Raw genomic sequence first — 26,303 nt, forward strand, 5'->3', positions numbered from 1 at the left:
TTCGGCCGACATTCGGGGACATGCGCGACCATGATTGTGGCGGCGCCTGTGCAGGCGCCGCCGGTTGGCGAGGTGTTGCCGCTCGCCCGACCGGTGCTAGGGGGACGGTAGAACCGGTCGCATTCGAGATCAGAAGCGGAAATTCAGGCCCGTCTTGATCGCGTGATTGACCAGATTGTTCGAGCCCTTCGCGCCACCGATCGTGGAGTCCACGCCGTTGAAGCGGGTCTGGCTATACTCGACCTTGCCGGAGATGTTTTCGGTGAACCCCATCTCGGCGCCGGCGCCATAGGTCCAGCCGGTGTGCCAGCGATCGCCGGAGGTCACGGTGCCCTTGCCCTCGAAGCGCGCGGTGGTGACGCCGACAGTGCCGTAGAGCAAGATGTTGTCGAGTGCGTAGCCGGCCTTGGCCCGGGCGGTGCCGCTCCAGGTCTGCTGCAAGGCGCCGCCCTTGCCGACCTGGTACTGCAGGCCGCCGGCCCGCGCCGCCTCGATCTCGCCGCCCACCACGAACTGGCCGATCTGCTGGTTGTAGCCGACCTGGACGCCGCCATTGATCTTGTTCTTGCTGCCCTTCTGGTTCGAGGAGCCGGTGCCGATGTGGCCACCCGCGTAGGTCCCCGTCCAACGATCCACATTGGCAAAGTCGACGCCCGAATTGTTGAAATCAGCGGCCTGCGCCGTCGAAGCGGCTGCGGCAACGCTCAGAGCAAGCGCGGCCGTCGTGAAGTTGAGTGTCATCGATCGTTTCCTTTATTGTCGCGGACCGGTCCGGCCCGTTCAATGCGATCGGTTTGCCTCATCTGCTTGCAGGTTCCGCGCAGAGTTCATCCGGGTTTCATGGAGAGAGTACGCTTTGCACGCCTCTGCTCCCGCAGTCGGTCGGCAACGCTATTTCAAAGGTCATGCCGCCGAACTCGTTTCGCTTCGCGCTGGTCGAGCCGCCATGGGCTTCGGCGATCGCACGAACGACCGAGAGGCCGAGGCCGCTGCCGCCGCTCGCACGGGATCGGGAATCGTCCGCGCGCCAGAACCGATCAAACGCGTGTTCGATGTCGAGATCGGACATGCCTGGCCCCGAATCCTGGCATTGGAAGATGGCTTCCGAACCTCTCATCCGCGCCACGATGGAGAGCCGGGTGCCCGGTGCATAGCGAGTGGCATTGTGCATGATCGCTAGCAGGGCCTGTCGAACCTTGGCGCGATCAAGCGTCATCGGCGCCCGGCTGAGGTCGAGCGATACCGGCATCCCCGCCTTGTCGAACTCGCCGAGCATCGCGGCGACGGCAGTCTCGACCTCCTCGCCCATGTCGCCCGGCTCCAGGCGGAGCTCCAGCCGCCCCACATTCGAGAGCGCCAGGATGCGAAGATCCTCGACGATGCTGGTCAGGTGATCGATCTGGCCGATCAAGCCATCGTAAAGTTTGGTGGTTGGCTCGAAGAGGCCGTCGCGCATTCCTTGCAGGCGGCCACGCAGCACCGTTAGCGGCGTTCGCAGTTCATGGGCGATGGCGTTGTTCTGGTACTGCAACTCCTTCTCCGCGCTCTCCAGTAGTTCGGCCATGCGATTGAAATGGTCGATCACGTCGTCGACCTCCCCCAGGCGTCGCGATCGAACCGGCACGCGGGTGGAGAAGTTTCCCATCGCAATCGCCTTTGCGGCATCGCGGATGAGCACCAGTGCGTTCACGATCCGGTGGCTGAGGCGACCGCCGATGATCGCAGCGATGATCAGGCTGACGGCGAGCACCGCGGCCATCACCAGGAGCTCGACCAGGGTCACCGGTTCGAGCACCGCGTCCGAGTGCATCAGGTAGAGGACGTACATGTAAATGAACGATCCCGATGTCAGTACCCCAATGGTGGCTGTCACCGCCAGAAACATGTGCTTCGTCAGAAGCCAGTTGAAGCCTCCGATCGGCCATTCCCTTTTCTTGGGATGGCTGCCCGGGACTGGGCCGACGGCAAGGTCTGTCGTTTGGGGATCGCTCATGGTGGTTCTCGAAGTTTCGCTGCAATCAGCGGTGCAACCGGCAGGCACAGGATTCGTTGAGGCCGTGTGTGGGTTGCGTGGAGAGGGCGCCGAAATCGGAGGAGCAATCGTTCGAGGATCCATGCCATTCCGGCGCAGCCAAGGCCGGCTGCATCGGTTTGCGGTGCTTTGCAAAGAATCTGTCGGGTAACCGCAAAGGTTGCAGGTGTGCCTTCCCGCAGCGCGCGAGGGTAGGTTCGTCGGGGCGTGTGGCGGGTGGCCTGCAGGGCAGGGAGCCCATCCGCAACCAGGTGGCATCGGCCATTGCAGACCCTTGCAAAGATTCTTGCACTGCTATTATTGACGGCATGGAAAATTGCAGGAACGATGGATCCTGCAAATGAACTTGCGGGGACGTCATGACGATACTCGATCGCATTAAGACGCATTCCAGGCGGCTTACCGATGCGGATCAGAAGCTGATCACGACCATGCTGGAAAACCGGGCGGAGGCCGCGTTCCTGTCGGGCCCGCAGATTTCCCAGCGCGCCTCCGTTCATGAGGCCACCGCCACGCGGCTGGCGCAGAAGCTCGGCTACAAGGGCTTTCCGGACCTCCGCGCCCAGTTGCAGCGCGAGGTACTGGACGATCAGGACGCGGCGAACCGCATGCGCCGCTCGGTCTCGAAAGTCGAGCATGGCGACTACCTGACCGATCTGATCGCAGCCGAGATCAGCGCGCTCGAAACGCTCGCCCGCTCGGTCGAGCAGGCGGATATCGACAGGGCCGCCGACATGATCTTTTCGGCGCGCCGGGTCTTCATCTTCGGGCAGGGGCACGCGCAATCGGTTGCCGGTTTCCTGCAGCGTCGCCTCGACCGCTTCGGCATGACCACGATCCAGCTGACGGGCCGCGGCCGGGACATCGCCGAGCGCCTGGTCGGCATGGAGGCGGGCGACCTCGTGGTGGCGCTTGCCTTTCGCAAGCAGCCGCAAAGCTACGGTCCGCTGGTGCGGCACGCGACGCGGGTCGGTGCGCAATCGATCCTCGTTTCCGATTTGGTCGGGCCGCTGATGGAACCCGCCGCCGATCTGATGCTCGCAGCGCCGAGGGGGCGCTCGGGCAGCGAATTTCAGACACCGACGATCCCGTTTGCGATCGTCAACGCCATCGTGCTCACGATCGCCGGCCGCCATCAGGGGCAGGTGATCGGCAGGCTGGAGAAGCTGTCGGAGTTGTTCAACGACTTCGACTAGCTGCGCGTTCATACGCACGAAGGGCGATAATGCTCTGATTCTATTGCATCTTTACGCCAGAAGGTGATCCCACTTGAAGGCCGGATGCGCTAGCGGGGAACTACAAAGGGAGGAGAAAGAAATGCTGAAGAAACTGACCAGTGCCGCGCTTGCCGCATGTTTCGCATTGCCATCCTTGGCGATGGCGTCCGATCTCGACGGCCTGACGCCGCAGCAATTGCTGCCGCTCGCACAGAAGGAGGGGAGCGTCACCGTCTTCTCGCTTTCGAGCCGCATCGCCAAGATCGAAAAGGCCTTCGAGGAAGCCTATCCGGGCATCGACCTCATCGGCCTCGACATGAGCTCGACCAAGCAGATCGCCCGCATCGAGGCGGAACAGCAGGCCGGCGTGCATGCGGTCGACGTGCTCTATATCGCCGATACGCCTGTCGTGTTCACCAAGCTTCTGGAGGGAAAGCGGATCGTGAACTACGTGCCGCCGCGGGTCGCGAACGAACTGGAGGACCGCTACAAGGCGCCGCTTTTGACGCAGCGCCTCTCGACCAAGGTGCTGATGTACAACGAGAAGGCCTTTCCTGGCGGTTCGCCCGTCAGCAATCTCTGGCAGCTCACCCAGCCGGAGTGGCAGGGAAGGGTGCTGATGGTCGATCCGAGCCAGCGTGGCGAACTGCTCGACCTCCTGACCGAGATCGCGCTACATCCGGACGAGATGGCAGCCGCCTACAAGGCCCATTTCGGCAAGGATATCGAAGTGGAAGGCGATCTCCAGGGTGCCGGCGAGCAGTTCATCAAGGATCTCTTCGCCAACGACCTGATCCTGGTTCCCAACAGCGACGTGCTCAACAAGTCGGTGGGCGACGTCAACGCCAAGAACCCGCCGGTCGGTTTCGGCACCTATTCCGACCGTCGCGACAACGAGAAGGAAGGCTGGGCGCTGCAGATCGCCAACAATGTCGAGCCGGCCAACGGCATCCTCTTTCCGGCGGTTCTGACGGTCGCCGACAAGGCGCATCATCCGGCAGCCGCTCGGTTGCTGATCGACTTCATGTTCGGCGACGACACGCCGACCGGCGGGGCGGGCTTCGAGCCCTTCAACGTCCCCGGCGACTACGCAACCCGCAAGACCATCGCCCACCATCCGGACTCGGTGAAACTCGATGACTTGAAGGCCTGGACGATCGATCCGGCAAAGACGGCCGCCGCGCGCGGACGCATCGCCGACCTGATCATCACGCTCCAGTAACGGAAACCGTCTGTCGGCATGCTCTACACCGGGCGTGCCGACAGACGCCGAGGCCCTGACATGACATCCCTATCGATATCCGCACCATCGGGCAGCCGGCTGCTCCGATCGGGCTTCCTCTTGCCGGCACTTCTCGTCGCCGTCGTCGCGATCCTGGTCGTCGCTCCGCTCTTGCGCATCCTCTTCACGACGCTGACGCCCGAGGGCATCGCGGCCTGGAAGGCGGTGCTTGCCAGCCCGCTCTCCGCCAATCTCTGGTGGCGACCGCTTCTCAACACCATGATCCTCGGCTTCAGCGTCGGTGTCGGCTGCCTGCTCATCGGCGGCTTCCTCGCCTGGCTCGTGGTGCTGACGGACGTCCCGGGGCGCCGTTTCCTCGGCCTGATGGCGTCGCTGCCCTACATGATCCCGAGCTTTGCCGCAGCCCTTGCCTGGGGCACGCTGTTTCGCAATTCGCGTCTCGGCGGCTCGGCCGGCTTCTTCGAGACCAGCGGCCTTGCCATTCCCGACTGGCTCGCCTGGGGTCTGATCCCGACGGCGATCGTGCTGATCGCGCACTATTATTCGCTCGCCTATACGATCATCGCCGCGGCCCTGAGTTCGGTCGGCGCCGATCTCGTCGAGGCAGGCCAGATGGCCGGCGCCAAGCGCCCGCGCATCTTCTTCGGCATCATCCTGCCGGTCGTCACGCCGGCGCTGATTGCGGCCGCATCGCTGACTTTCGCCGGGGCTGTCGCCAATTTCGCAGCCCCCGCCTTGCTCGGCCTGCCGGTGCGCATGCAGACACTTTCCACCCGCCTCTTCGGCATGATCGAGACGGGCCAGAACGAACGCGGCTTCGTGCTTGCGCTGCTGCTCATTGCGGTCTCGGCGCTGTTCCTGTGGCTCTCCGATCGCATCGTCTCCGGCCGCAAGGCCTTCATCACCGTGACCGGCAAAGGCGGGCGGACCAAGCGCTTCCCGCTCGGCGCCTGGCGCTGGCCACTCTTTGCCATCGCCGTCGTCATCGGGCTTTTGACCACGGTGCTGCCGGTTCTCGTGCTGGCCGCATCGAGCCTGGCACCGCAAAGCGGCGCGCTGTTCTCCAATTGGACGCTGCATTTCTGGATCGGTGAAGGCGGCGGCGAGATGGCGCAGGGGCAGGCGGGGATCTTCCGCAATCCGGTGCTGATCGACGCCATCTGGAACACGATCCGTCTCGGGCTGGTCGTCGCCTTCACCACGATGCTGCTCGGTCTGGCGCTGGCCTATACCATCGTGCAGCGCCGCGGCAGCCTGCTTGCGACGCTGCTGAGCCAGCTCGCCTTCCTGCCGCTCCTGGTGCCGAGCATCGCCTTTGCTGCCGCGTATATCGCACTCTTCGGCGCGCCGATCGGGCCGTTGCCTTCGCTCTACGGCACTTTTGCGCTGCTGGTCATTGCGGCATCCGCGCACAATCTGCCCTTTGCCGTGCAGTCGGGGCGCTCGGTGCTCGGCCAGATCTCCGCCGACATCGAGGAAAGTGCAAGGCTGACCGGCGCGGGACTGATCCGTCGCCTGTTCGCGATCATCTTTCCGCTCGCGATCCGGGGCCTCTTTGCCGGCGCGATCCTCGTCTTCGTCAAGATGGTGCGGGACCTCTCGCTGGTCGTGCTGCTGTTCACCGCCACCTCGCCGGTGCTGAGCATGGTCGCCTATCGCTATGCCGCGGAAGGCTTCATGCAGTTCGCCAATGCCATCACCCTCGTCATCCTCGTCGTCTGCCTGGCTGCCTCCTTCGTGGCCCACAGCCTGCAGAACCGTGTCCAGAAATGGAAAGCACCATGAATGCCTTAGCAACCGGCACCGCGGACGCCATCAAGATCCGCAGTCTCGTCAAACGCTTCGGCGCCTTTACCGCCGTCAAGGACGTCAACATCTCGGTACCAGCGGGGTCCTTCCTCGTGCTCGTCGGCCCCTCCGGCTGCGGCAAGTCGACCCTTCTGCGCATGCTGGCCGGGCTTGAAAGCCCGAGCGAGGGCGAAATCGCCTTCGTCGGGCAGACCGTGTCGAGCGGTGCGGGCGGCGTGATTGCCGACGCCGGCAAGCGCAATGCCGGGCTTGTGTTCCAGAGCTATGCGCTCTGGCCGCACATGACGGTCGCCGGCAACATCGCCTGGCCGCTGAAGGTCGCCAGATGGCCGCGCGACAAGCGCGAGCAGCGTGTAAAGGAAGTACTTGCTCTTCTCGGCATCGACATGCTTGCCGAACGGTATCCGGCCGAGATCTCCGGCGGCCAGCAGCAGCGCGTGGCGATCGCCCGCACGATCGCGCCGCAGCCGAGCATCCTCCTGTTCGACGAGCCGCTGTCGAACCTCGACGCCAAGCTGCGTATCGAGATGCGCAGCGAGTTGATGCGCATTCACCGGGCGACCGGGGCGACATCGGTTTACGTCACCCACGACCAGGTCGAGGCGATGACCATGGCGACCCATGTCGCCGTGCTCAACAACGGTCGCGTCGAACAGTTCGGCAAGCCGATCGATCTCCTGCGCAACCCGCAGACTACGTTCGTTGCGACGTTCCTCGGCACGCCGCCGGCAAACCTGATACCGGTGCACCGCGCCGGCGACGGCCTCGTCTTCGGCGATATGGTGCTCGCTCCGGCTTCCCTGGCCGCCGGCCGCGACGATGCGCAACTGCTCTACCGCGCCGAAGACGTGAGCGTCGGCGCGGTCGCAGGAGCGCCGTCGCTTACGGCCCGGTTTGCCGAAGCGGCGCCGATCGCGGGCCGAACCATGGTGACCGCCATGGTCGGCGAACTGCGCATCACTGCGATGGCCGACAGCTACTTCACCGCCACGCCGGGGGAGCCGATCCCCCTTTCCTTCATTCGCACACCCGATGCGGTTTTCGCCGCCACCGGAGAAAGGATCCAACAATGAGGCTCATCCTCATGCGCCACGGCGAGACCCAGTGGAACGCCGAACAACGCCTCCAGGGACAGGACAACTCGCTTCTGTCCGAGCGCGGGGTCGCGCAGGTCAGGCGCTTTCGCCCCTACGCCAAGGCGTTGAAGCCGGTTCGCATCATCGCCTCGGACCTCGGCCGCACCCGGCAGACGGTCGCCCTCATCGGTCACCCGGACGCACCGACCGACGAGCGCTTCCGTGAGCTGGACATGGGCGAATGGACGGGACGGCGCAAGCCGGACCTGATCGCCGAGCGTCCGGAGGAATATGCCGCCTGGCGGGCCGGTACCTTCACGCCGGCCAATGGCGAGACCTGGGGCGCCTTCCGCGGCCGTGTTGCCGAAGGCGTGCACGACTGGATGTCCCGCACCGAAGGGGACCTGCTCGTCGTTGCCCATGGTGGGGTGGTGCGCGCCGCCTGCCACGAATTCCTCGACCTTCCGCCCTCACGCGTCGTTCCGGTGACGCCGGGCACGGCGACCATCCTGCATTTCCCGCGGCGCGGCAGCATGACCGCGCAGCTCGAGGGCTACAACATCGGATCTGTCGCACCCGACGATTTCGTCGCCGACTGAGACTTGCGGCGAGGGGCATGAGATGAACTCCGGAACATTGGTTATCCTGGAACTTCTGGGTGGCGTGGCGCTGCTTCTGTGGGGCGTTCGCATGGTGCGCACCGGCGTTATGCGCGGCTGGGGCGATCGGCTGCAGCGCTTTGTCGAAGAGCGCCTGTCGAACCGGCTTACCGCCTTCGGCGGCGGGGTCCTTGCGACCGCCGTGCTCGGCAGCGCCACGGCGATGGCGCTGATCGTTGCCGGGCTCGCGGGCGCCGGTGCGATTTCGGCCCAGACCGGGCTTGCCGTCCTGCTCGGGGCGGATATCGGCTCGGCGCTCGTCTCCGGCCTCTTTGCCTCCGGCTCGTCGCTGGCGGGCGTGCTCGCTCCGCTGTTTCTCCTGACCGGCTATGTCGCGTTCAGCGTGTCCTGCGAATTCCGGCCGCGAAACGCCGGCCGCATCCTGATGGGCCTCGGCCTGATGCTGATGGCGCTTAAGGTGATCGTGTCGGCGACGGCGCCGTTGCGCGAAGCCACGCTCTTCCACGACGTCCTGCAGGCAGTCGCGACGGAACCGGTACTCGGCTTCCTCGTCGGTGCGATGCTTGCCTGGCTGTTTCATTCGACGCTTGCCGTCATCCTGCTCGTTGCCTCGCTACTGATGAACGGCAGCCTCGAAGTCGCAGGCGCTGTCCCGCTCATCCTCGGGATCAATTTCGGCGGCGGCCTTCCGGCAGTCAGTGCCACGCTCGACCAGCCGCCATCCGCCCGCAAACTGCCGATCGCCAATCTTTTCTGCCGCGGTCTTCTGGCCGTGTCGCTGCTGCCCTTCGTGCGGCAGATCGTGGACATTGCCGGTCGTCTACCCACGGATCCGTTGCACGTCGCCGTCGGCCTTCACGTTGCCTTCAACCTAGTGGTCGCGGCCGTGTTCCTGCCGCTGTCGTCTTTCGTCGTCAGCCTTGTGGAGCGGTTGGTTCCTCAAGCGCCGATCGCCGCCGATCCCCTGGCGTCCCCGCGTTATCTCGACAGCATGTCGCTGGAAACGCCGGCAATCGCGCTCAGCAATGCGACGACCGAAACGATCCGCATGAGCGAATTGCTGGAGCGCATGTTCCGGATGGCGCTGACGTCGCTGCAGGCCGGCGGGCTCGAAAACCTGAAGGAACTGTTGCCCGTGGATGCGCGGCTCGGCAACTACATGGCCTCGGTGCACGCCTATCTCGGACAATTGACACAGGACGGCTTGCCGGCCGGAGAGACGAGCAGGGCCCATGAGATCATGTTGTTTGCGAGCAATCTCGAACATGCGGGCGACGTCATCAAGCTGAGCCTCGCCGATCGGATTCGGGCAAAGATAAAACAGGACATCCAGTTTTCGGCGAGCCAGCGCGCGGCGATCGAGGCGCTCTCCGAGGTGATTGTGGCCTCGTTGAGACTGCTGCCGGCGGCTCTCTCGTCCAGGGATGTTGCGGCCGCATCGCGGCTCGCGGCCCAAAGGACCGTTTTCGCGAACTGGAAGACGAAATCGTCCGGCGGCATCTTGGTGGTGAGCATGTGGAGACGGCGGCCGGTGCGAGAGACAATGCCCTCTTCATCGATCTCGTACGCGACCTCCATCGGATCAATTCCGATATCGCAGCCGCCGGCTATCCGCTGGTGCAGGCGGCCGGCCTGTTGAGCAGCAGCCGAATTATGAATGTGGGACCGGTTGCCGCTGCGAGATAACGGCACCCGGTCGACCTGCTGGATCGATAGGCGACGGGTTCGCCGTCGCCTATCGATCCAGCAGGTCGATCCCGCGCCTAGAGCTTGGCCGAGACTGCCGTCGCCGCCTCGCGAATGGTCTGCATCAGAAGCGAGAGGGCGAGCGTGGGTGCTGCGTCGGCGCGCATGGTCAGGCCAACAGGACCTTTCGTTTCGCTAGTGTCGATCGGCAGGATTGCGATCGTGCCGTCGTCGACATCGGCGGCGACGACGCCGGCGGAAATGATCCAGATCGCATCGCTCGCCCGCACGAAGGCGCGGCCGAAGGCGTCGGACACGGTCTCGATCTGGTTCGGCAGGCTGGCGATGCCGTTGGTGATCAGGAAGCGTTCGACGAAGGGCCGGATGATCGAGGCCCGTGTCGGCATCAGCACCGGGAAATCCGCAAGCCGCGCGAACGTCGAATGCGCACCGGCAAGCAGCGGATGCCCGGCCCTGACGGCAAAGACCACCTGTTCCGAATAAAGATGCTCGAAGGAAAAGCCGGTCATCTTTTCCGGCGCCGCAAGCCGCCCGACGACCAGATCGAGATCGCCGACGCGCAACTGCTCGAGGAGGACTGCGTTCTCGCCGGTGACGATCTTGATGCGGGCGCCGGTCTCCTCCTTGAGAAACAGCGTCATGGCGTACGGCATGATCCGCGTCGAGACCGTCGGCAACGCGCCGATGCGAACCGGGACGCCGTCGCCGGACCGCTCCTGCGAGACAGAATCGAGTCCTTGGCGAAGCGCCGTTAGCGCCGCGCCGGCGTGGCGCAGGAAGACCTCGCCATAGCGGGTTATCTTGATGCCGCGCCCGTCGCGCTCGAAGACCGCGACGCCAAGCACCTCTTCGAGTTCGCGGATCGTCTTGGTCACGGCCGGCTGGCTGACATGCAGCAGCTCGGCCGCCTTCATCACGCTCTTCTGCCGGGAGACCTCGACAAATGTCTGTAGATGGCGAAACTTGACCCGGGCGTCGATCATGGAATTCATAACCCTCAAGTTAATGAAATGCCATGAAATATCATTTTACCTAACCAGATTAAATATCCAATTTGGTGACGGAGGAGAGAGCCCGTGCAGTTTGCCCGTATCAACGACATCACGATCCATTATCAGGTGATCGGCGCCACCGGCGACCGGCCGGTGCTGGTTTTCGCCAATTCGCTCGGCACGGATTTTCGCATCTGGCGCGACGTCATCGTTCGGCTGGCCGGCGATTACGCCATCGTTCTCTACGACAAACGCGGCCACGGTCTCTCGGACATCGGCCCGGCCCCTTACGCGATCGAGGACCATGCCAACGACCTGGCCGGCCTGCTCGACATGCTCGCGGTCAGGCAGGCGATCATCTGTGGCCTTTCGGTCGGCGGCCTGATTGCGCAGTCGCTCTACCAGCGGCGGCCGGATCTGGTGCGAGCGCTCGTCCTCTGCGACACGGCGCACAAGATCGGGACGGCCGAGAGCTGGGCGGCGCGCATCGCAGCGGTCGAGGAGAAGGGCATCGAGTCGATCGCCGACAGCGTGCTCGAGCGCTGGTTCACGCCGGCCTTTCGCCGCCCGGAAAACACTGACCTTTCCGGCTACCGCAACATGCTCGTCAGACAGCCGGTGACCGGTTACGTCGCCACCTGCGCCGCCATCCGTGATGCCGACTATACCGAGGCGGCTGCGCGCATCGCCGTGCCGACGCTTTGCGTTGTCGGCGATCAGGACGGCTCGACGCCGCCGGATGTGGTGCTGGCCACCGCCCGCCTCATTCCCGGTGCGCGCTACGAAGTCATCCGCGATGCCGGTCACATTCCCTGCGTCGAAAACCCGGAAGCCTTGACTGCGGTGCTTCGCGCCTTCTTCGAAATTGCAATGCATGGAGACAGGACCCATGAGTGACGCTTCTGCGCCCTCCGACCGCTATCGCCAGGGCATGGCCACACGCCGTGCGGTGCTCGGCGACAATCACGTGGATCGGACGCAGTCGGTTTCCACCGAATTCGACCGCCCCTTCCAGGAACTGATTACCGAAGCGGCGTGGGGTCACGTCTGGTCGCGGCCAACCTGGACGAAGCGCGAGCGCTCGATCGTGACGATCGCCCTCCTCGCCGCCCTCGGCCAGGACGACGAGGTCGCCATGCATGTGCGCGCGACCGCCAACACCGGCGCGACGCGCGAGGATATCTGCGAGGCTCTGCTGCACGTGGCGATCTATGCCGGCGTGCCGGCGGCCAATCATGCGATCAAGATCGCCAAGCAGGTCTTTGCCGAGATCGATGCCGGCACGGCGGCCTGACGGGAGGAAGCGATGTCCGACAGAACCAACGGAAGACCGGAGACGGGCGCCTTTTTCCCGCGCGATCGTGGGTGGCACGCACCGGCGCTAACGCCGGGCTACAAGACCTCGGTGCTGCGATCGCCGCAGAAGGCGCTGCTTTCGCTCGACGGGACGATTTCGGAAATCACCGGCCCGGTCTTCGGGCATTCGATCATCGGCGAACTCGACAACGACCTCATCCACAATTTCGCCAGGGCCGGTGAGAGTGCTATCGGCGAGCGCATCATCGTGCATGGCCGGGTGCTTGACGAGCGCGGCCGCGCCGTGCCCGGGGCGCTGCTCGAATTCTGGCAGGCCAATGCCGGAGGTCGCTACCGCCACAAGAAGGAAAGCTATCTCGCGCCGCTCGATCCTAATTTCGGCGGTTGTGGCCGCACGATCACCGATGCGGAAGGGGGCTATGCTTTCCGCACGATCAAGCCCGGCCCCTATCCCTGGCCGAACGGCGTCAACGACTGGCGCCCGGCGCATATCCATTTCTCGGTCTTCGGCCACGGCTTCGCGCAGCGGCTGATCACCCAGATGTATTTCGAGGGCGATCCGATGATCTGGAAGTGTCCGATCGTCAACACCATCCCGGACCGGCAGGCGGTCGAACAATTGATCGCCCCGCTCGACTGGGCAAACACGATCCCCTTCGACGCGCGAGCCTACAAGTTCGACATCGTGCTGCGGGGGCGCCGCTCGACGCTGTTCGAGAACCGGATGGAGGGCAACTGATGGTTCAGCAACTCGGCTACCTCAAGGAGACGCCCTCGCAGACGGCCGGTCCCTATGTGCATATCGGTCTCACCCCGAACTTTTGCGGCATTGGCGGCGTCTACGAGGCCGACCTCGGATCGCGGATGGTGAACGGCGAGACGCGTGGCGAGCGCATCACGATCACCGGACGGGTGATCGACGGCGCCGGCGCGCCGCTGAAGGACGCGCTCGTCGAGATCTGGCAGGCGGACGCCGCCGGGCTCTACAATTCGCCGACCGAGATACGCGGTTCTGCCGACGCCAACTTCGCCGGTTGGGGGCGCTGTTCAACCGGTGCCGACGACGGGGTCTTTTCCTTCGAGACGATCAAGCCTGGGCAGGTTCCCTACAGCCACGACCGGCAGATGGCACCCCACATCACCTTCTGGATCGTGGCGCGCGGCATTAATGTGGGGCTTCACACCCGGATGTATTTCCCGGACGAGGCGGAAGCCAACGCCGCCGACCCGCTGCTTGCGCGCATCGAGCATCGCCATCGCGTCGCCACGCTTGTCGCGACCGGAACGGCGCCTAATTATGTCTTCGACATTCACCTGCAGGGTGAGAAGGAAACCGTCTTCCTCGACATCTGAACAGGAATGTCACGCCTGGACACCGAGCGCCGCACGGTTGGCGCTTCGGGCAGCAGGTGGCATTTCGTTCGGCGAGCCGCATCCGCGACCAGAAACGGGGAAATCATGACCTATTCCGCCTTCGACCACCCTTATCTCTCCGGGTTGCTGGGGGATGAGGCGGTTGCCGCCGAGTTCTCGGCCTCCGCCGATATCCATGCGATGCTCGCCTTCGAGGCGGCGCTCGCGCGGGCCGAGGCCGTGCACGGCATCATCCCGGCCAAGGCTGCCGACCGGATCACCGAGGCCTGCCGTGCCTTCTCGCCCGATGTCAGTGCGCTGCGGCGGGCGGTGGCGGCGGATGGGGTGGTGGTTCCGGAACTCGTGCGGCAGTTGCGGGCGATCGTCGGCGGCGAGGCGGCGGACCATGTGCATTATGGCGCCACCAGCCAGGATGTCATCGACACCAGCCTGATGCTGCGGATGAAGGCGGTCGCCGAGCTTTTCGCCGTCCGGCTCGGCAGCATCGTCACGGTGCTCGAGGAGTGCGACAACGAATGGGGCGAGCGCCTCCTTATGGGGCGCACGCGCATGCAGGCGGCGATCCCGATAACGGTGTCGGACCGGCTGCGCAGCTGGATCGAGCCGCTGCTCGATCACAAGGACCGGCTGGAAGCCATGGACCGCGATCTCTTCGCCGTTCAGTTCGGCGGTGCCGCGGGCACGCTGGAGAAGCTCGGGGACCGCGCAGACGACGTGCGCGCGACACTTGCCGAGGAGCTCGGCCTTGCCGACTTTCCGCAATGGCACAGCCAGCGCTCGGAGGTGGCGGATTTCGCCAACGCGCTGTCGCTGATCACAGGCAGCCTCGGCAAGTTCGGTCAGGACGTCGCTTTGATGGCGCAGCAGGGCGACGAGATCGAACTTGCGGGCGGGGGCGGTTCGTCGGCCATGCCGCACAAGCAGAACCCGGTGGCCGCAGAGGTTCTGGTGGCGCTCGCGCGGTTCAACGCGACCCAGCTTTCCGGCATGCACCATGCGCTCGTCCACGAGCAGGAACGCTCCGGCGCCGCCTGGACACTGGAATGGCTGATCATGCCGCAGATGGCCGGTGCGACGGCGGCGGCGCTTCGTCTGGCTGGCGAACTCGTCGGCAACATACGCAGGCTCGGCCGCGCCTGAGCGGGCTCGCGGCCGGTTCCTTCAGCGGGCCGCGCGCAACATCGAACGGTAGCGCACCTGGCTGTTCTTGAGGTGCTGTCGCATGGCGCTGCGTGCCCCGTCTTCGTCTCCATCCTGGATGGCGATGAGGATGGCCTCGTGCTCCGCGATCAATCGCGACAGTTCAGCCGACGCCAGAACGGTTTCCTCGCCGCTCTCTGAAACCGCGCGCCGGGGGATGAGCGCCGTGCCCAGCATCTGGAGGAACTCGCTGAAGCGCGGGTTGTTCGTTGCCTGGGCGATTGCCAGATGGAAGTTGAAATCGGCCTCCGCCGTTGGCCGTCCCTCCGCTGCACTGGCGCAGAAGCTGTCGAAGGCTTCGGCGATCTTTTCTTCCTGGGCCGGTGAGCGGCGAAGGGCGGCAAGCGCTGCGGCATCGCCCTCGACGGCGGTTCGCAATTCCAGCATCTCAATCAGCGAGGAGACGCGCGCAAGATCGATGCCGTGGAACGGCAGAGGGGTCGAAGGTGCAGGTTCCAGCACGAAAACGCCGATGCCATGCCGCGCTTCGACAAGCCCGCCGGAGCGCAGTGCCGCGATCGCTTCGCGCACCACTGTGCGGCTCACGCCGAACTCCTGGGTCAGTTGCGCTTCCGAAGGCAGGCGGTCCCCCGGCTTGTAATGCCCGGTGCCGATCTGGCCGCTGAGGGCGTCCGTCACCTTGGCCACCAGCGTCTTGCCTTGAGGGGCGGGTGTGTCGGGGGCGGTGACGTTGCTCATGGGTTTGGCCGTTTCTGCGACTTGGATGTTGTGTGTCTGGATACGCCATTGCCAATCGAGGGCGCAATCCATGGCTGGCTGCAATGCGCCGGAACCAGGGGCGATGTCTCAATAAATCGGATCATCGACGAAGGCGCCGCCCTGATAACGCACGAGACTATCTCCTGGCTGCGGTTTGGGGGTGTTTTCAGCGATCTTCTGACGGAACACCTCGGCATTGTCCTTCGGGCGCCAGCCGAGCCAGGAAACATGCGAATTGTCCCACCAGCCGGCGTCGTTGGCCGATGCGCCCCAGATGACCGGGCAACCGAGAACCGGCACACGGAAGACGGCCTCGACGAGCGATACGAAGTCTTGATGGGAAAGCCAGGTGGAGAGCATGCGGTAGTTGACGGGCTCGGGCAGGCAGGAGCCGATGCGGACCAGGGCGGTCTCCTGGCCGAACTTCTCGAAATACATGCGCGCCAGCGCTTCGCCGAAGCACTTCGATACGCCGTAGAGCCCGTCGGGCCGATAGGGCGCGTTCGGGCCGAGCCGTTCGCCTTGCGGATAGTAGCCGATCGTGTGGTTGGTGCTGGCAAAGAGGATGCGCGGCCTGTTGTTGGCGCGCGCCGCCTCATAGAGATTGTAGAGGCCGAGAATGTTGCCGTCGAGGATTTCCGAGAAGGGGCGTTCGACCGAGATGCCGCCCAGATGCACGATCGCGTCACAGCCGGCGACAAGCTCGTTGACGGCGCCGCGGTCTGCCAGGTCGCACTGAACGCATTCCTCGTTTTCACCCGGCGAATCGAGCGGTGCGCGGTCTGACAGGCGGATCGTCCTTGCCATCGGGGCCAGCATTTGGCGCATGACGCGGCCCAACTGGCCCGCTGCGCCGGTGATCAGAAGTCGTTCCATCGCCTGTCCTCCCTCACGCCGGCGCCAACGCTCTCGGCGAGTGCTAACTTTGCATGTCATATGACAACCGCTAACATATAATATATCTATATTGCAACGCTCATCGGGGCAGGTGTTCAGTCGGTGTTTCGAGATTTGCGCAGAATTGCACGTCAAGCGAAGTTCTTCATCGGTCAACGGCCGAGGGAAATCTCGATATCTCATATGATGACTTGTATTATGACATATTGACATGCGTGTGATGACTTGCTTAGTAGATCTTGTCGAGTTTGAGGGAGGGCCCGCACGAAATGACCCCTGAGCAAATCAAGGCCGCACTTGGATCGGGCCTGCTTTCGTTCCCGGTGACGCATTTCGATGCGGAGGGTCGTTTTGCGCCCGACAGCTACCGGGCGCATGTCGAGTGGCTGGCCGGTTACAAGGCGCCGGTGCTGTTTGCCGCCGGCGGCACCGGCGAGTTCTTTTCGCTGAAGCCGGACGAGATCCCCGGCATCGTCCGGGCGGCCAAGGATGTTGCCGATGACACGGCGATCGTATCGGGCTGCGGCTATGGCACCGAGATGGCGGTCGAGATCGCCCGCTCGGTCGAGCGCGTCGGCGCCGACGGCATCCTGCTTCTGCCGCATTATCTGATCGATGCGCCGCAGGAAGGGCTTTACGCCCATGTGAAGACGATCTGCCAGTCGGTCGGCATCGGCGTCATGGTCTATAACCGCGACAACGCGGTGTTGCAGGCCGACACGCTGGCGCGGCTCTGCGACGAATGCCCGAACCTGATCGGCTTCAAGGATGGCACCGGCGATATCGGGCTGGTGCGCCAGGTCACCGCCAAGATGGGCGACCGGCTGATGTATCTCGGCGGCATGCCGACGGCGGAACTGTTTGCCGAGGCCTATCTCGGTGCCGGCTTCACCACCTATTCCTCGGCCGTCTTCAACTTCGTGCCGGGCCTTGCCAATGAATTCTATGCCGCGCTTCGCGCCGGCGAGCGCGCCACCTGCGAGCGCATCCTCAACGAGTTCTTCTATCCGTTCATGGCCATCCGCAACCGCGCCAAGGGCTATGCTGTCTCGGCGATCAAGGCCGGCGTGCGGCTGCAGGGTTTTGATGCCGGTCCGGTGCGTGCGCCGCTGAAAGACCTGACCGAGGAGGAAGTCGCCATGCTCGACGCGCTCATCGGTGCGAACAAGCGTCGGAAATGAGCGTATTGCGAGGATAGCCCATGAAGATCGTCGCCGTCCGTACCCATCTTCTCGAACATCGGCTGGCCGTACCGTTCGAAAGCGCCTCCATGCGTTTTGACCGTCGCGCCCATGTGCTGGTCGAGATCGAATGCGACGACGGCACGATCGGTTGGGGCGAATGCCTCGGGCCGGCGCGGCCGAACGCGGCGGTGGTGGCCGCCTATACGCCTTGGCTGATCGGCCAGGACCCGCGCCAGACGGAAAAGCTCTGGGCGATCCTCTACAATGCGCTGCGCGATCAAGGCCAGCGCGGGCTTGCGATCACGGCGCTGTCCGGCATCGACATCGCGCTCTGGGACATCAAGGGCAAACACTACCGCGCCTCGGTCTCCATGCTGCTTGGCGGGCGCTGGCGCGAGAGCGTGCGGGCCTATGCGACCGGCAGCTTCAAGCGCGACGGCGTCGACCGGGTTTCCGACAATGCGCTGGAGATGGCGGAACGCCGGGCGCAAGGGTTCCACGCCTGCAAGATCAAGATCGGCTTTGGCATCGACGAAGACCTGCGGGTCATCCGGGCGGTGCGTGAGGCGATCGGCGACGAGATGCGGCTGATGATCGACGCCAACCATGGCTACACCGTCACCGAGGCGATCCGGCTTGGCAGGGCGGCCGCCGACTACGACATCGACTGGTTCGAGGAGCCGGTCGTACCGGAACAGCTTTCCGCCTATCGCGAGGTCAGGGCGGGCCAGCCGATCCCGGTTGCCGGCGGCGAGACCTGGCACACGCGCTACGGCATGTGGCCGGCGATCGAAAGCCGCGCCGTCGATATCCTGCAGCCGGACCTCTGCGGCTGCGGTGGTTTTTCCGAAATGGCGAAGATCGCAAGCCTTGCGACGCTGCACGGCGTGCGCATCGTGCCGCATGTCTGGGGCACCGGCGTGCACATCGCTGCCGCGTTGCAGTTCATGGCGGCGATGACGCCGGATCCGGTGCGGGTCAATCCCATCGAGCCGATCCTGGAGTTCGACCGGACGGAAAACCCATTCCGCCAGGCGGTGCTGAAGACGCCGATCGAGGCGGTGGGCGGTGTCGTTGCCATCCCCGACGCGCCCGGCCTTGGCATCGAGATCGACCGCGACGCACTCGCCCAGTTCAAGATGCCCGAGAGCGCACAATGATCGAGCGAACCCTGACCGGCCGCCCGCCTGAACCGCGCCTGCCGAAGGGCACGGTCGACGCGCAGATGCACATGTATCTCTCGGGGTTTCCGTCGCTTGCCGGAGGGCCGCCCTTGCCGGCCGAGCCGTTGCCGGATGCTGCGGCCTACCGCCAGGTCATGGACTGGCTCGGCATAAACAGGGTGATCATCACCCAGGGCAACGCCCATCAGAAGGACAACGCCAACCTGCTCGCTTGCCTCGCCGAAATGGGCGATGTCGCCCGCGGTGTCGCCGTCATCGACGAAACCACGTCGGACGTGGATATGGGCGCGCTTAGCGAAGCGGGTGTTGTCGGCGCCCGTATCATGGATCTGCCTGGTGGGGCGGTGGGGCTCGATGCATTGGAGGCGGTCGATGCGCGGGCATATGCCGCGGACTGGATGATCGCCGTACAGTTCGACGGCAACCGGCTGCTCGACCATCTGCCGCGGCTGGCGCGCATCCGCTCGCGCTGGGTGTTCGATCATCACGGCAAGTTCTTCGCCGGTGTCGATCCGGATGGGCCGGAGATTGCGGCTCTCTTGACGCTGATCGATCGCGGCAATGTCTGGTTCAAGTTCGCCGGCGTCTACGAGAGTTCGCGCGACGGGTGGCCCTATCAGGATGTGGCCGCCGTCTCCAGGAAGATTGCCGCGCATGCGCCGGAGCGGATCGTCTGGGGCTCGAACTGGCCGCACAACATGATCCGCAAGACGGAAGACTATCCCGACGATGCACGGCTGGCAGACCTCGTGCTCGGCTGGCTTGCCGACGACCGGTCCAGACATCTGGCTCTCGTCGAGAACCCGGAACGCCTGTTCAAGCTGCCGGCCTTCGCCGCGACGTAGTTGCCGCGGGTGCTGGGAGGCGCCCGTGGAACCCAGGACATGGAGATTTCGCATGCCGGCCCGGATGGGCGGAAACTCGGTCTTGGGAGAGGCCGAAGCACGACTAGAGGAGGAGGAAAACATGAAGAAAATTGCAAGCATGCTTTGCGTCGCCATGGCGCTGGCGTTTGCCGGCACAGCGGCGCAGGCGCAGGAAATCACCCTGCGTTCGGCCGACATCCATCCGGATGGCTACCCGACCGTCGATGCGGTCAAATACATGGGGCAATTGCTCTCCGAGCGCACCAACGGCCGAATCAAGATCGAGGTCATGAACAACGGCGTTCTCGGCGGCGAGAAGGACACGATCGAACAGACCCGCTTCGGCGTCATCGACATGAACCGCGTCAACGCAGCACCCTTCAACAACCTCGTCAAGGAGACGATGGTGCTGGGCATGCCGTTCCTGTTCCGCTCGACGGAGCATATGCACAAGACCGTCGATGGTCCGATCGGCGACGAGATCCTGGCCGCCTTCGAGCCGCACGGGCTGATCGGTCTTGCCTTCTACGATAGCGGCGCCCGCTCCTTCTACACGACCAAGAAGCCGATCGAGAAACTCGCCGATCTCAAGGGCCTGAAGATCCGCGTGCAGCAGTCCGATCTCTGGATCGCGATGATGCAGGCCTTCGGCGCCAATCCGACGCCGATGCCGATGGGCGAGGTCTATTCTTCGCTCGAGACGGGCGTCGTCGATGGTGCCGAGAACAATTGGCCGTCCTACGAATCCGCCCGTCATTTCGAGGTGGCTAAGAATTATTCGCTGACCGAACACTCCCTCAATCCGGAAATCCTCGTCATTTCCAAGATGAGCTGGGACAAGCTTTCCCCTGAAGACCAGACACTGCTCCGCCAGGCGGCCAAGGACAGTGTCGGCAAGATGCGCGAGCTTTGGAGCGCGCGCGAAAAGGCTTCCGAGGAGAAGGTTCGCGCTGCCGGTGCGAACGTGATCAAGGTCAACAAGGAGGAGTTCGCAGCCGCCATGGGGCCGGTCTACGACCAGTTCGTCAGCGACCCGAAGCTGAAAGACCTTCTCGAAAGGGTGAAGGCGGTCAAGTGACAGCGGTGAGGCCGGCTCCGGGATCGGGGCCGGCCTTCGCAACTGTTCACCGGATCGCCCTTGCGGAGGAGGAAGACACATGCGTCGTTTCATGCGGACGATACGTCCGTTTCTAGGCGCGCTGAGCCGCGCTTCGCTCTACATCGCCGGCATCGGCATGGTCGCAATGACCCTGATCGTCGGCTGGCAGGTCTTTGCCCGCTACATCCTGAACGACTCGCCGAGTTGGTCGGAGCCCCTGGCTCTCCATCTCATGGCCTGGTTCATCATGCTCGGTGCTGCCGTCGGCGTGCGCGAAAGCGTGCATCTCGGCCTCGATGTCGTCCGACACGTGATGAAGCCGTCGGTGCAGCTGGCCATGGATCTGGCGAGCCTCGGGCTGATCGTCGTCTTCGGGCTGGCGATGGCCTACTACGGCCTGCTCCTTTCGGCCGGCACCTGGACGGCGACCATTCCGGTTCTCGGATGGCCAGGCGGCGTCGACTTTTTCCCGCTCATCGTCGGCGGCGCGATGATCGCCCTTTTTGCGGCGGAGCGCTTTCTCGACCAGTTTCTCGGCGTGGAACTCGCGGCCGATGTCGTCGTGCAGGAGATGGCCTGAATGGCTTACACTATCCTCTTCGGGGTCTTTACCCTCCTGATGCTCATCGGCATGCCGATCGCCTTCTGCCTCGGCATCGCTTCGTTCGCGACCGTGCTCTATCTCGGCCTGCCGCCGGTGGTGGTGTTCCAGCAGCTGAATTCGGGCATGAACGTCTTTGCCATGATGGCAATCCCGTTCTTCATCTTTGCCGGCGACCTGATGGTGCGCGGCGGCATCGCCAACCGGCTGATCCAGTTTGCCGCCGGGCTCGTCGGCCACCTGCGCGGCGGCCTCGGCCAGGTCAACATCGTGGCCTCGACGCTTTTCGGCGGCATTTCCGGCTCGGCGGTCGCCGACGCCTCGGCGGTCGGCGGCCTGATGATCCCGCAGATGGCCAAGCGCGGCTATGACCGCGACTATGCCGTCAACGTCACGGTCAATGCGGCGATCATCGCGCTGATGGTTCCACCGTCGCACAACATGATCCTCTATTCGATCGCCGCCGGCGGCAATGTTTCGGTCGCCGATCTCTTTACCGCCGGCATCATCCCGGGGCTCTTGCTCGCGCTTGCGCTGATGGTGACGGCCTATGTCGTTGCCAGGCGCCGGGGCTATCCGTCCGAACCGTTTCCGGGCTTTGCCAAGGTCTTCTACTACCTGCTCGCCTCGTTCCCCGGCATCGTGCTGATCGGCATCATCTTCGGCGGCGTGCGTTCCGGCGTCTTCACTGCCACGGAAAGCTCGTGCATTGCCGTGCTTTATGCCTTCCTCGTCGCCATGCTGGTCTATCGCGAACTCAACTGGGCCGGCTTCGTCGAAGCGTTGATGGGGGCGGTGCGCACGACGGCCATGGTGCTGCTCGTTATCGGCATGGCGGCGTCCTTCGGCTGGCTGATGGCCTTTCTGCAGGTGCAGGCACTGATGATCAGCGGCATCGGCGCGATCTCGGAAAACCCGATCATCGTGCTGCTCGTCATCAACATCATCCTTTTGATCCTCGGCACCTTCATGGACATGGCGCCGATGGTGATCATCTGCACGCCGGTGCTGTTGCCCGTGGTCAAGGCCTTCGGCATCGATCCGGTGCATTTCGGGGTAGTGATGATCCTGAACGCCGGCATCGGACTCAACACGCCGCCGGTTGGAACCGTGCTCTTCGTCGGCTGCGCTGTCGGCGGGATTACCATTCGCGAAGCGATGCGCACGATCTGGCCGTTCTTCGGCGCCAGCATCGCGGTGCTGATGGCGGTCACCTACATTCCGGCGCTGTCACTCTGGCTGCCCTCGGTCTTCCGGTGAACTGATCGCTGGCGATACCTCTAGGCTCGGCATGGCCTGCCGGGCCTCCATCCTAATCGAGGGCCGGCTATTCGTTTCCGTTGGCGGCGAGACACTGGCGCTCGAGGCGTTTCAGGAAGACGCCGATTTCCTTTGCCGCCTGCAGATCGCCCTTCCGCTCGGCGACCGTACGGCCCTCGCGCCAGACCGCAATCGCCTCCTGGTGGCGGCCGAGCTTGAGGAGGATCGCCCCGCGCAGCTTCCATGCTGCCGAATAGTCCGGATCGAAGGCGAGCGCCCGCTCGACATGGGCCAAGGCCGTATCTAAGTCCGCCTCCTGGAGGCAGATGCTGCCGAGCGTGAAGCGTAAAAGGGCGTCGTCCTTGCCGTCCTGTAAGAGCTTTTCGAGCACTTGCCGCATGGCTTCCTCCTCGGCGATCGCCGGTTCAAGCCGCAGGCTTGCTTGGGCTCAGGGGCGCATGCCCATTGCTCGCCAGCGTCGGCAGCGATCTCGTCCTGTCGAGAGACTGATACCGGCGGCGGCCCCAGATCAAGGGGTCGGCATGGGCAGATGTCTCGGTTGCGACAATTGTTCCCACGAACAACATATGGTCGCCCACCTCGACCGAAGCGCTGAGCAGGCAGTCGAGCGTGGCAGCCGCGCCGAGCAGCCTTGGCCGTCCGCTTGGCCAGTCCGCCCAGATGCCGACGAGATAGCGCTTCGATGCTTCGATCTTGCCGGCAAAGGCATCTGCGATCAGTTCCTGGCCCTCAGCCAGCATGGCAAGTGAAAACCCCCGCTCGGCGGCAATCAGCGCGGCAAGCGGACTGTCCGCCTTGATCGAAACGACGATCGAGGGCGGGTTGGCGGAGAGCGAGAAGGTTGCCGTCACCGTCCGGCCAAGACTGTCGGCACCCTTGCCGGCGCTCGCCACGCAGACGGTCGCGGCGAGATGCGACAGGGTATCGGCGAACTCCGGTTTCGACACGGCGAGGGCCGCATGGGCGTCGATGTCAAGGGAGGGCGGAGGTGTCTGGCGCATGGGGCTTCTTCCAAGATGAAATAGCCCGTGGCGGCGGGGAGACGCCACGGGATTTGCAGAAGCCTGAGCTCAAGGCGGGGGCGAGCGGCTGCTGCAACTCTTCGACCGATCGGCGCGCGAACTCTTTCCAGTCCGCGGCGTGCTTCAGTCGGTCAGGCGGACGTAAGTTCCGCTTCGGCAAACTCGTAGTTGGCAAGCTTGTCGAGGAAGTTCGAGGCGTAGTCCGGGCGACGGTTGCGGTAGTCGATGTAATAGGCGTGTTCCCAGACATCGAGGCCGAGCAGCGCCTTGCCCTCGTTGGTCGCGACCGGGTTGGAGCCATTGGCGGTCTTCGTCACTTTCAACTTGCCGTCCTGGCCGAGTACCAGCCAGGCCCAGCCCGAACCGAACTGGCCGGTGGCGGCTGCCTTGAAGGCATCCTTGAAGGCAGCGACGCTGCCGAAATCTTCGGTGATCTTCTTTTCGAGCGCGCCGGGGATCTGGCCGCCCTTCGGCGAAAGGTTGTTCCAGAACAGGATGTGGTTCCAGTGCTGGCCGGCATTGTTGAAGACCGGTGCGAGTTCCGCCTTGCCATGGCTGAGGCGAATGATCTCTTCCAGCGACAGGCCTGCAAGCGAGGCATCCTTCTCGACGAAGCCGTTCAGCGCCGTGACATAGGCCTGGTGATGCTTGCCGTGGTGAAACTCGATCGTCTCGGCGCTCATGCCGTTTTCCGAGAGTGCTGTGGCGGCGTAGGGAAGGGCGGGAAGTTCGAAGGCCATGGTCAAATCCTTTGCGGGCGGGGCACTCTCGATGGATCACTTGTCGGCGAACGGAAGAGAGTGTATTTAGCAAGACAATTCTTTGTAAATCTGCGCGCGGGAATATGTCAAGCGATCCCTTGTTAAATCCAGAGCAAAGCGCCGGCCGCACCCCGGGCGAGCGCATCATGCTGGCCCTCAAGCTTCACGGGCCGCAGACCGCGGCCGCGCTCGGCAAACGCCTGGCGATCACCGGAGAGGCCGTGCGCCAGCAGCTCGTGCGTCTCGCCGAGGACGGGCTCGCCACGTCGTGGTCGGAGGCGAAAGGCGTTGGTCGGCCCTCGCAATTCTGGGGGCTGACGGCTGCCGGCCACGCGGAGTTTCCCGATACGCATGCGGAGCTGACCGTCCAGCTCTTGCGCACCATCCGGCAGACGCTTGGCGAGGAGGCGATCGACCGGCTGATCGCCGCCCGCGAGGACGAGACCCGTCAGAACTATCGTGCGGCGATGGTAGAGAAAGAGAGCCTGCGCGAACGGGTCGACGTGCTCGTTCGACTGCGGTCGCAGGAAGGTTATATGGCGGCTTGCGAGGATCCGGGCGACGGTACGCTGCTGTTCGTCGAGAACCATTGTCCGATCTGCGCTGCCGCGACCAGCTGCCAGGGCTTTTGCCGGGCAGAACTGAGCGTGTTCCGCGCGGTGCTCGGCCCTGGCGTCGAAGTCGAGCGCGCCGAGCATATCCTGGCCGGCGCGCGACGGTGTGCCTATGTGGTCAAGCCGGCCGCTCGGGCCGCCTGATCCTGTCAGGGCAACGGCCTGGCGCACGCCCGTCGACGGGCGCGGCCAACTCCAATCGTGTCAGCGGGCGCCCATGCGCAGGGCGCCGTCGAGCCGGATGACCTCGCCGTTCAGCATGCGGTTTTCGCAGATGTGCTGGACGAGTGCCGCGAATTCGTCCGGTTTGCCGAGGCGCTGCGGGAAGGGCACGCTCTTGCCGAGCGAATCCTGTACTTCCTGCGGCATGCCGGACATCATCGGCGTTTCGAAGATGCCAGGCGCAATGGCGACGACGCGGATACCGTAGCGCGCGAGTTCGCGGGCAATCGGCAGCGTCATCGAGACGACGCCGCCCTTGGAAGCGGCATAGGCGGCCTGGCCGATCTGTCCGTCGAAGGCGGCAACCGAGGCGGTGTTGACGATCACCCCGCGCTCGCCATCTTCGCCGGGCTCTTCGCGCTGGATCGCTTCGGAGGCGAGCCGCAGCATGTTGAAGGTGCCGACGAGGTTGATCGCGACCGCGCGCGAAAAGCTGTCAAGCCGGTGCGGACCGTCGCGCCCGAGCACCTTTTCCCCCGGCGCGATGCCGGCACAGTTTATCAGCCCGTGCAGCTGTCCGAACCGATCGAGAGCCGCTGCCACGGCGGCGGCGCCATCCGCCTCGCTGGTGACATCCGTCTTCTGGAAAAGCGCATTGCTGCCGAGTTCGCCGGCCATCTGCTGGCCGGCTGCGGCGTTGACGTCGGCGAGAACCACGCGGGCGCCCGCGCTATGCAGCCGCCGGGCGACGGCCGCCCCCAGACCCGAACCGCCACCGGTAACGATAAAGACTTTTCCATCGATCAGCATATGAGGCTCCTCCCGTACCGGATCGTGTCGTTGAACTACCGACATAGCCTTGCTGGCCGTCGAAGCCAAGTTCCGCTGACGATGAGCCGCCTTGCGCCGCGGAGCCTATTGGGCGCCGATCGGGGAGATTTCGATGATCTTGATGCCGATGGCGTTGGTGGCTTCGTCGAAGACGATCTCGCCGCGGCCGATGACCATGCCGTTGACCTTGAGCTCCACCGGTTCGCCGAAGTTGCGATCGAGATGGATCGTGTCGTCCTGGTGGAGTTTCGAGATCTGCGACACCGTCAGCTTGGCGCGTCCGATGACCGCTTCGATTGCGAGCGGAATGCCCTGAACTGCGCGTTCGCTCATGACGGAACGGCCTTCGAACGCAGGGCTTTCGTCGAGCTCGACCAGCTCATCCTGTAGCTTCTTGTTAATCATTCTGCACCATCCAAAGCACTGATTCACGACTCTTTAACAAAGAGTTGCGCCAGTTCGCCCTGGGTGGCAACCGTGGCTAAATGGGGGTT

28 protein-coding genes are annotated in these 26,303 nt (G+C 64.2%); 18 read left to right on the plus strand and 10 right to left on the minus strand.

Annotation, left to right across the window (positions count from 1 at the left end; all coding sequences use genetic code 11):
- Positions 1 to 129: 129 nt before the first annotated feature.
- Together IB267_RS26270 and IB267_RS26275 are read right to left on the minus strand one after the other, a co-directional pair.
- Positions 130 to 741, minus strand: a complete 612-nt coding sequence (locus IB267_RS26270) for an outer membrane protein (RefSeq protein ID WP_192450459.1) — start codon at positions 739 to 741, stop codon at positions 130 to 132.
- A 97-nt stretch (positions 742 to 838) separates the two neighbouring features.
- Positions 839 to 1,885, minus strand: a complete 1,047-nt coding sequence (locus IB267_RS26275; protein ID WP_192450460.1) for an ATP-binding protein — start codon at positions 1,883 to 1,885, stop codon at positions 839 to 841.
- A gap of 506 nt (positions 1,886 to 2,391) precedes the next feature.
- On the opposite strand from IB267_RS26275, the gene IB267_RS26280 reads away from it, so the two are divergent.
- The 6 genes from IB267_RS26280 to IB267_RS26305 all read left to right on the plus strand — a co-directional run bounded on the left by IB267_RS26280 (position 2,392) and on the right by IB267_RS26305 (position 9,636).
- Positions 2,392 to 3,228, plus strand: coding sequence for a MurR/RpiR family transcriptional regulator (locus IB267_RS26280; RefSeq protein WP_192450461.1), 837 nt, complete (start codon positions 2,392 to 2,394; stop codon positions 3,226 to 3,228).
- 121 nt (positions 3,229 to 3,349) lie between these two features.
- Positions 3,350 to 4,471, plus strand: coding sequence for an ABC transporter substrate-binding protein (locus IB267_RS26285; RefSeq protein WP_192450462.1), 1,122 nt, complete (start codon positions 3,350 to 3,352; stop codon positions 4,469 to 4,471).
- Positions 4,472 to 4,531: 60 nt separating this feature from the next.
- Positions 4,532 to 6,277, plus strand: coding sequence for an iron ABC transporter permease (locus IB267_RS26290; RefSeq protein WP_192450463.1), 1,746 nt, complete (start codon positions 4,532 to 4,534; stop codon positions 6,275 to 6,277).
- Positions 6,274 to 7,374: an ABC transporter ATP-binding protein gene (locus IB267_RS26295; protein ID WP_192450464.1), complete on the plus strand. Its 1,101-nt coding sequence runs from the start codon at positions 6,274 to 6,276 to the stop codon at positions 7,372 to 7,374. Before IB267_RS26290 ends, IB267_RS26295 begins: the two co-directional genes overlap by 4 nt.
- Positions 7,371 to 7,976 carry a histidine phosphatase family protein gene (locus IB267_RS26300; RefSeq protein WP_034801808.1) on the plus strand — a complete coding sequence of 202 codons (606 nt, stop codon included), beginning with the start codon at positions 7,371 to 7,373 and terminating at the stop codon, positions 7,974 to 7,976. Before IB267_RS26295 ends, IB267_RS26300 begins: the two co-directional genes overlap by 4 nt.
- A 22-nt stretch (positions 7,977 to 7,998) precedes the next feature.
- The gene (locus tag IB267_RS26305) at positions 7,999 to 9,636 is read left to right on the plus strand and encodes a Na/Pi cotransporter family protein (protein WP_192450465.1); all 1,638 of its coding nucleotides are present in this window, start codon (positions 7,999 to 8,001) and stop codon (positions 9,634 to 9,636) included.
- A 124-nt stretch (positions 9,637 to 9,760) separates the two neighbouring features.
- Here IB267_RS26305 and pcaQ read toward each other — a convergent pair whose 3' ends face one another.
- Positions 9,761 to 10,687, minus strand: coding sequence for a pca operon transcription factor PcaQ (gene pcaQ / locus IB267_RS26310; RefSeq protein ID WP_192450553.1), 927 nt, complete (start codon positions 10,685 to 10,687; stop codon positions 9,761 to 9,763).
- A gap of 93 nt (positions 10,688 to 10,780) precedes the next feature.
- Here pcaQ and pcaD point away from each other — a divergent pair, with 93 nt between their 5' ends.
- The 5 genes from pcaD (at position 10,781) to IB267_RS26335 (ending at position 14,527) form a co-directional block, all read left to right on the plus strand.
- The gene (gene pcaD / locus IB267_RS26315) at positions 10,781 to 11,593 is read left to right on the plus strand and encodes a 3-oxoadipate enol-lactonase (RefSeq protein ID WP_192450466.1); all 813 of its coding nucleotides are present in this window, start codon (positions 10,781 to 10,783) and stop codon (positions 11,591 to 11,593) included.
- Positions 11,586 to 11,990: a 4-carboxymuconolactone decarboxylase gene (pcaC, locus tag IB267_RS26320; protein WP_034801802.1), complete on the plus strand. Its 405-nt coding sequence runs from the start codon at positions 11,586 to 11,588 to the stop codon at positions 11,988 to 11,990. Before pcaD ends, pcaC begins: the two co-directional genes overlap by 8 nt.
- A gap of 12 nt (positions 11,991 to 12,002) precedes the next feature.
- The gene (gene pcaH / locus IB267_RS26325) at positions 12,003 to 12,752 is read left to right on the plus strand and encodes a protocatechuate 3,4-dioxygenase subunit beta (protein ID WP_192450467.1); all 750 of its coding nucleotides are present in this window, start codon (positions 12,003 to 12,005) and stop codon (positions 12,750 to 12,752) included.
- Positions 12,752 to 13,366, plus strand: coding sequence for a protocatechuate 3,4-dioxygenase subunit alpha (pcaG, locus tag IB267_RS26330; RefSeq protein ID WP_192450468.1), 615 nt, complete (start codon positions 12,752 to 12,754; stop codon positions 13,364 to 13,366). The genes pcaH and pcaG overlap by 1 nt, the downstream gene beginning before the upstream one ends.
- A gap of 105 nt (positions 13,367 to 13,471) precedes the next feature.
- Positions 13,472 to 14,527 carry a 3-carboxy-cis,cis-muconate cycloisomerase gene (locus tag IB267_RS26335; protein ID WP_192450469.1) on the plus strand — a complete coding sequence of 352 codons (1,056 nt, stop codon included), beginning with the start codon at positions 13,472 to 13,474 and terminating at the stop codon, positions 14,525 to 14,527.
- A 21-nt stretch (positions 14,528 to 14,548) separates the two neighbouring features.
- Here the strand turns inward: IB267_RS26335 and IB267_RS26340 are convergent, their stop codons facing one another.
- Positions 14,549 to 15,286 (minus strand): FadR/GntR family transcriptional regulator, encoded by a 738-nt coding sequence (locus IB267_RS26340; RefSeq protein ID WP_043614941.1) that lies wholly within the window; start codon positions 15,284 to 15,286, stop codon positions 14,549 to 14,551.
- A gap of 108 nt (positions 15,287 to 15,394) precedes the next feature.
- Positions 15,395 to 16,183: an NAD(P)-dependent oxidoreductase gene (locus tag IB267_RS26345; protein WP_192450470.1), complete on the minus strand. Its 789-nt coding sequence runs from the start codon at positions 16,181 to 16,183 to the stop codon at positions 15,395 to 15,397.
- A 290-nt stretch (positions 16,184 to 16,473) separates the two neighbouring features.
- On the opposite strand from IB267_RS26345, the gene kdgD reads away from it, so the two are divergent.
- The 6 genes from kdgD to IB267_RS26375 all read left to right on the plus strand — a co-directional run bounded on the left by kdgD (position 16,474) and on the right by IB267_RS26375 (position 22,398).
- Entirely contained in the window at positions 16,474 to 17,385 is a 912-nt protein-coding gene (gene kdgD, locus IB267_RS26350) for a 5-dehydro-4-deoxyglucarate dehydratase (protein ID WP_192450471.1), read from the plus strand.
- A gap of 20 nt (positions 17,386 to 17,405) precedes the next feature.
- Positions 17,406 to 18,548, plus strand: coding sequence for a mandelate racemase/muconate lactonizing enzyme family protein (locus IB267_RS26355; RefSeq protein WP_192450472.1), 1,143 nt, complete (start codon positions 17,406 to 17,408; stop codon positions 18,546 to 18,548).
- Positions 18,545 to 19,417 carry an amidohydrolase family protein gene (locus tag IB267_RS26360; RefSeq protein ID WP_246810848.1) on the plus strand — a complete coding sequence of 291 codons (873 nt, stop codon included), beginning with the start codon at positions 18,545 to 18,547 and terminating at the stop codon, positions 19,415 to 19,417. Before IB267_RS26355 ends, IB267_RS26360 begins: the two co-directional genes overlap by 4 nt.
- A 121-nt stretch (positions 19,418 to 19,538) precedes the next feature.
- Positions 19,539 to 20,516, plus strand: coding sequence for a TRAP transporter substrate-binding protein (locus IB267_RS26365; protein WP_192450473.1), 978 nt, complete (start codon positions 19,539 to 19,541; stop codon positions 20,514 to 20,516).
- Positions 20,517 to 20,595: 79 nt separating this feature from the next.
- The gene (locus IB267_RS26370) at positions 20,596 to 21,117 is read left to right on the plus strand and encodes a TRAP transporter small permease (RefSeq protein ID WP_192450474.1); all 522 of its coding nucleotides are present in this window, start codon (positions 20,596 to 20,598) and stop codon (positions 21,115 to 21,117) included.
- The gene (locus IB267_RS26375) at positions 21,118 to 22,398 is read left to right on the plus strand and encodes a TRAP transporter large permease (RefSeq protein WP_192450475.1); all 1,281 of its coding nucleotides are present in this window, start codon (positions 21,118 to 21,120) and stop codon (positions 22,396 to 22,398) included.
- 67 nt (positions 22,399 to 22,465) lie between these two features.
- On the opposite strand, the gene IB267_RS26380 is transcribed toward IB267_RS26375, so the two are convergent.
- The 3 genes from IB267_RS26380 to IB267_RS26390 form a co-directional block, all read right to left on the minus strand.
- Positions 22,466 to 22,798 carry a tetratricopeptide repeat protein gene (locus tag IB267_RS26380; protein WP_192450476.1) on the minus strand — a complete coding sequence of 111 codons (333 nt, stop codon included), beginning with the start codon at positions 22,796 to 22,798 and terminating at the stop codon, positions 22,466 to 22,468.
- A 25-nt stretch (positions 22,799 to 22,823) separates the two neighbouring features.
- The gene (locus tag IB267_RS26385) at positions 22,824 to 23,420 is read right to left on the minus strand and encodes a flavin reductase family protein (protein ID WP_192450477.1); all 597 of its coding nucleotides are present in this window, start codon (positions 23,418 to 23,420) and stop codon (positions 22,824 to 22,826) included.
- Between the two features lie 152 nt (positions 23,421 to 23,572).
- Positions 23,573 to 24,181, minus strand: coding sequence for a superoxide dismutase (locus IB267_RS26390; protein WP_192450478.1), 609 nt, complete (start codon positions 24,179 to 24,181; stop codon positions 23,573 to 23,575).
- Between the two features lie 167 nt (positions 24,182 to 24,348).
- Between IB267_RS26390 and IB267_RS26395 the strand changes: the two genes are divergently transcribed.
- The gene (locus IB267_RS26395) at positions 24,349 to 24,960 is read left to right on the plus strand and encodes a metalloregulator ArsR/SmtB family transcription factor (RefSeq protein ID WP_210336012.1); all 612 of its coding nucleotides are present in this window, start codon (positions 24,349 to 24,351) and stop codon (positions 24,958 to 24,960) included.
- Positions 24,961 to 25,020: 60 nt separating this feature from the next.
- Here IB267_RS26395 and IB267_RS26400 read toward each other — a convergent pair whose 3' ends face one another.
- Together IB267_RS26400 and IB267_RS26405 are read right to left on the minus strand one after the other, a co-directional pair.
- Positions 25,021 to 25,788, minus strand: a complete 768-nt coding sequence (locus IB267_RS26400) for a 3-hydroxyacyl-CoA dehydrogenase (RefSeq protein WP_192450480.1) — start codon at positions 25,786 to 25,788, stop codon at positions 25,021 to 25,023.
- Between the two features lie 105 nt (positions 25,789 to 25,893).
- Positions 25,894 to 26,214: a FliM/FliN family flagellar motor switch protein gene (locus IB267_RS26405; RefSeq protein ID WP_051659531.1), complete on the minus strand. Its 321-nt coding sequence runs from the start codon at positions 26,212 to 26,214 to the stop codon at positions 25,894 to 25,896.
- Between the last annotated feature and the right edge of the window lie 89 nt (positions 26,215 to 26,303).

Origin of the sequence: Ensifer sp. ENS09 (genome assembly GCF_014852425.1) — a bacterium.
Lineage (GTDB): Bacteria > Pseudomonadota > Alphaproteobacteria > Rhizobiales > Rhizobiaceae > Ensifer.

Excerpts from the sequence above, each read along its gene's own strand:
- IB267_RS26270 (WP_192450459.1), bottom strand. The coding sequence starts at position 741 with ATGACACTCAACTTCACGACGGCCGCGCTTGCTCTGAGCGTTGCCGCA.
- IB267_RS26275 (WP_192450460.1), bottom strand. The coding sequence starts at position 1,885 with ATGTTTCTGGCGGTGACAGCCACCATTGGGGTACTGACATCGGGATCG.
- IB267_RS26280 (WP_192450461.1), top strand. The coding sequence starts at position 2,392 with ATGACGATACTCGATCGCATTAAGACGCATTCCAGGCGGCTTACCGAT.
- IB267_RS26285 (WP_192450462.1), top strand. The coding sequence starts at position 3,350 with ATGCTGAAGAAACTGACCAGTGCCGCGCTTGCCGCATGTTTCGCATTG.
- IB267_RS26290 (WP_192450463.1), top strand. The coding sequence starts at position 4,532 with ATGACATCCCTATCGATATCCGCACCATCGGGCAGCCGGCTGCTCCGA.
- IB267_RS26295 (WP_192450464.1), top strand. The coding sequence starts at position 6,274 with ATGAATGCCTTAGCAACCGGCACCGCGGACGCCATCAAGATCCGCAGT.
- IB267_RS26300 (WP_034801808.1), top strand. The coding sequence starts at position 7,371 with ATGAGGCTCATCCTCATGCGCCACGGCGAGACCCAGTGGAACGCCGAA.
- IB267_RS26305 (WP_192450465.1), top strand. The coding sequence starts at position 7,999 with ATGAACTCCGGAACATTGGTTATCCTGGAACTTCTGGGTGGCGTGGCG.
- pcaQ (WP_192450553.1), bottom strand. The coding sequence starts at position 10,687 with ATGATCGACGCCCGGGTCAAGTTTCGCCATCTACAGACATTTGTCGAG.
- pcaC (WP_034801802.1), top strand. The coding sequence starts at position 11,586 with ATGAGTGACGCTTCTGCGCCCTCCGACCGCTATCGCCAGGGCATGGCC.
- pcaH (WP_192450467.1), top strand. The coding sequence starts at position 12,003 with ATGTCCGACAGAACCAACGGAAGACCGGAGACGGGCGCCTTTTTCCCG.
- pcaG (WP_192450468.1), top strand. The coding sequence starts at position 12,752 with ATGGTTCAGCAACTCGGCTACCTCAAGGAGACGCCCTCGCAGACGGCC.
- IB267_RS26335 (WP_192450469.1), top strand. The coding sequence starts at position 13,472 with ATGACCTATTCCGCCTTCGACCACCCTTATCTCTCCGGGTTGCTGGGG.
- IB267_RS26340 (WP_043614941.1), bottom strand. The coding sequence starts at position 15,286 with ATGAGCAACGTCACCGCCCCCGACACACCCGCCCCTCAAGGCAAGACG.
- IB267_RS26345 (WP_192450470.1), bottom strand. The coding sequence starts at position 16,183 with ATGGAACGACTTCTGATCACCGGCGCAGCGGGCCAGTTGGGCCGCGTC.
- kdgD (WP_192450471.1), top strand. The coding sequence starts at position 16,474 with ATGACCCCTGAGCAAATCAAGGCCGCACTTGGATCGGGCCTGCTTTCG.
- IB267_RS26355 (WP_192450472.1), top strand. The coding sequence starts at position 17,406 with ATGAAGATCGTCGCCGTCCGTACCCATCTTCTCGAACATCGGCTGGCC.
- IB267_RS26360 (WP_246810848.1), top strand. The coding sequence starts at position 18,545 with ATGATCGAGCGAACCCTGACCGGCCGCCCGCCTGAACCGCGCCTGCCG.
- IB267_RS26365 (WP_192450473.1), top strand. The coding sequence starts at position 19,539 with ATGAAGAAAATTGCAAGCATGCTTTGCGTCGCCATGGCGCTGGCGTTT.
- IB267_RS26370 (WP_192450474.1), top strand. The coding sequence starts at position 20,596 with ATGCGTCGTTTCATGCGGACGATACGTCCGTTTCTAGGCGCGCTGAGC.
- IB267_RS26375 (WP_192450475.1), top strand. The coding sequence starts at position 21,118 with ATGGCTTACACTATCCTCTTCGGGGTCTTTACCCTCCTGATGCTCATC.
- IB267_RS26380 (WP_192450476.1), bottom strand. The coding sequence starts at position 22,798 with ATGCGGCAAGTGCTCGAAAAGCTCTTACAGGACGGCAAGGACGACGCC.
- IB267_RS26385 (WP_192450477.1), bottom strand. The coding sequence starts at position 23,420 with ATGCGCCAGACACCTCCGCCCTCCCTTGACATCGACGCCCATGCGGCC.
- IB267_RS26390 (WP_192450478.1), bottom strand. The coding sequence starts at position 24,181 with ATGGCCTTCGAACTTCCCGCCCTTCCCTACGCCGCCACAGCACTCTCG.
- IB267_RS26395 (WP_210336012.1), top strand. The coding sequence starts at position 24,349 with ATGCTGGCCCTCAAGCTTCACGGGCCGCAGACCGCGGCCGCGCTCGGC.
- IB267_RS26400 (WP_192450480.1), bottom strand. The coding sequence starts at position 25,788 with ATGCTGATCGATGGAAAAGTCTTTATCGTTACCGGTGGCGGTTCGGGT.
- IB267_RS26405 (WP_051659531.1), bottom strand. The coding sequence starts at position 26,214 with ATGATTAACAAGAAGCTACAGGATGAGCTGGTCGAGCTCGACGAAAGC.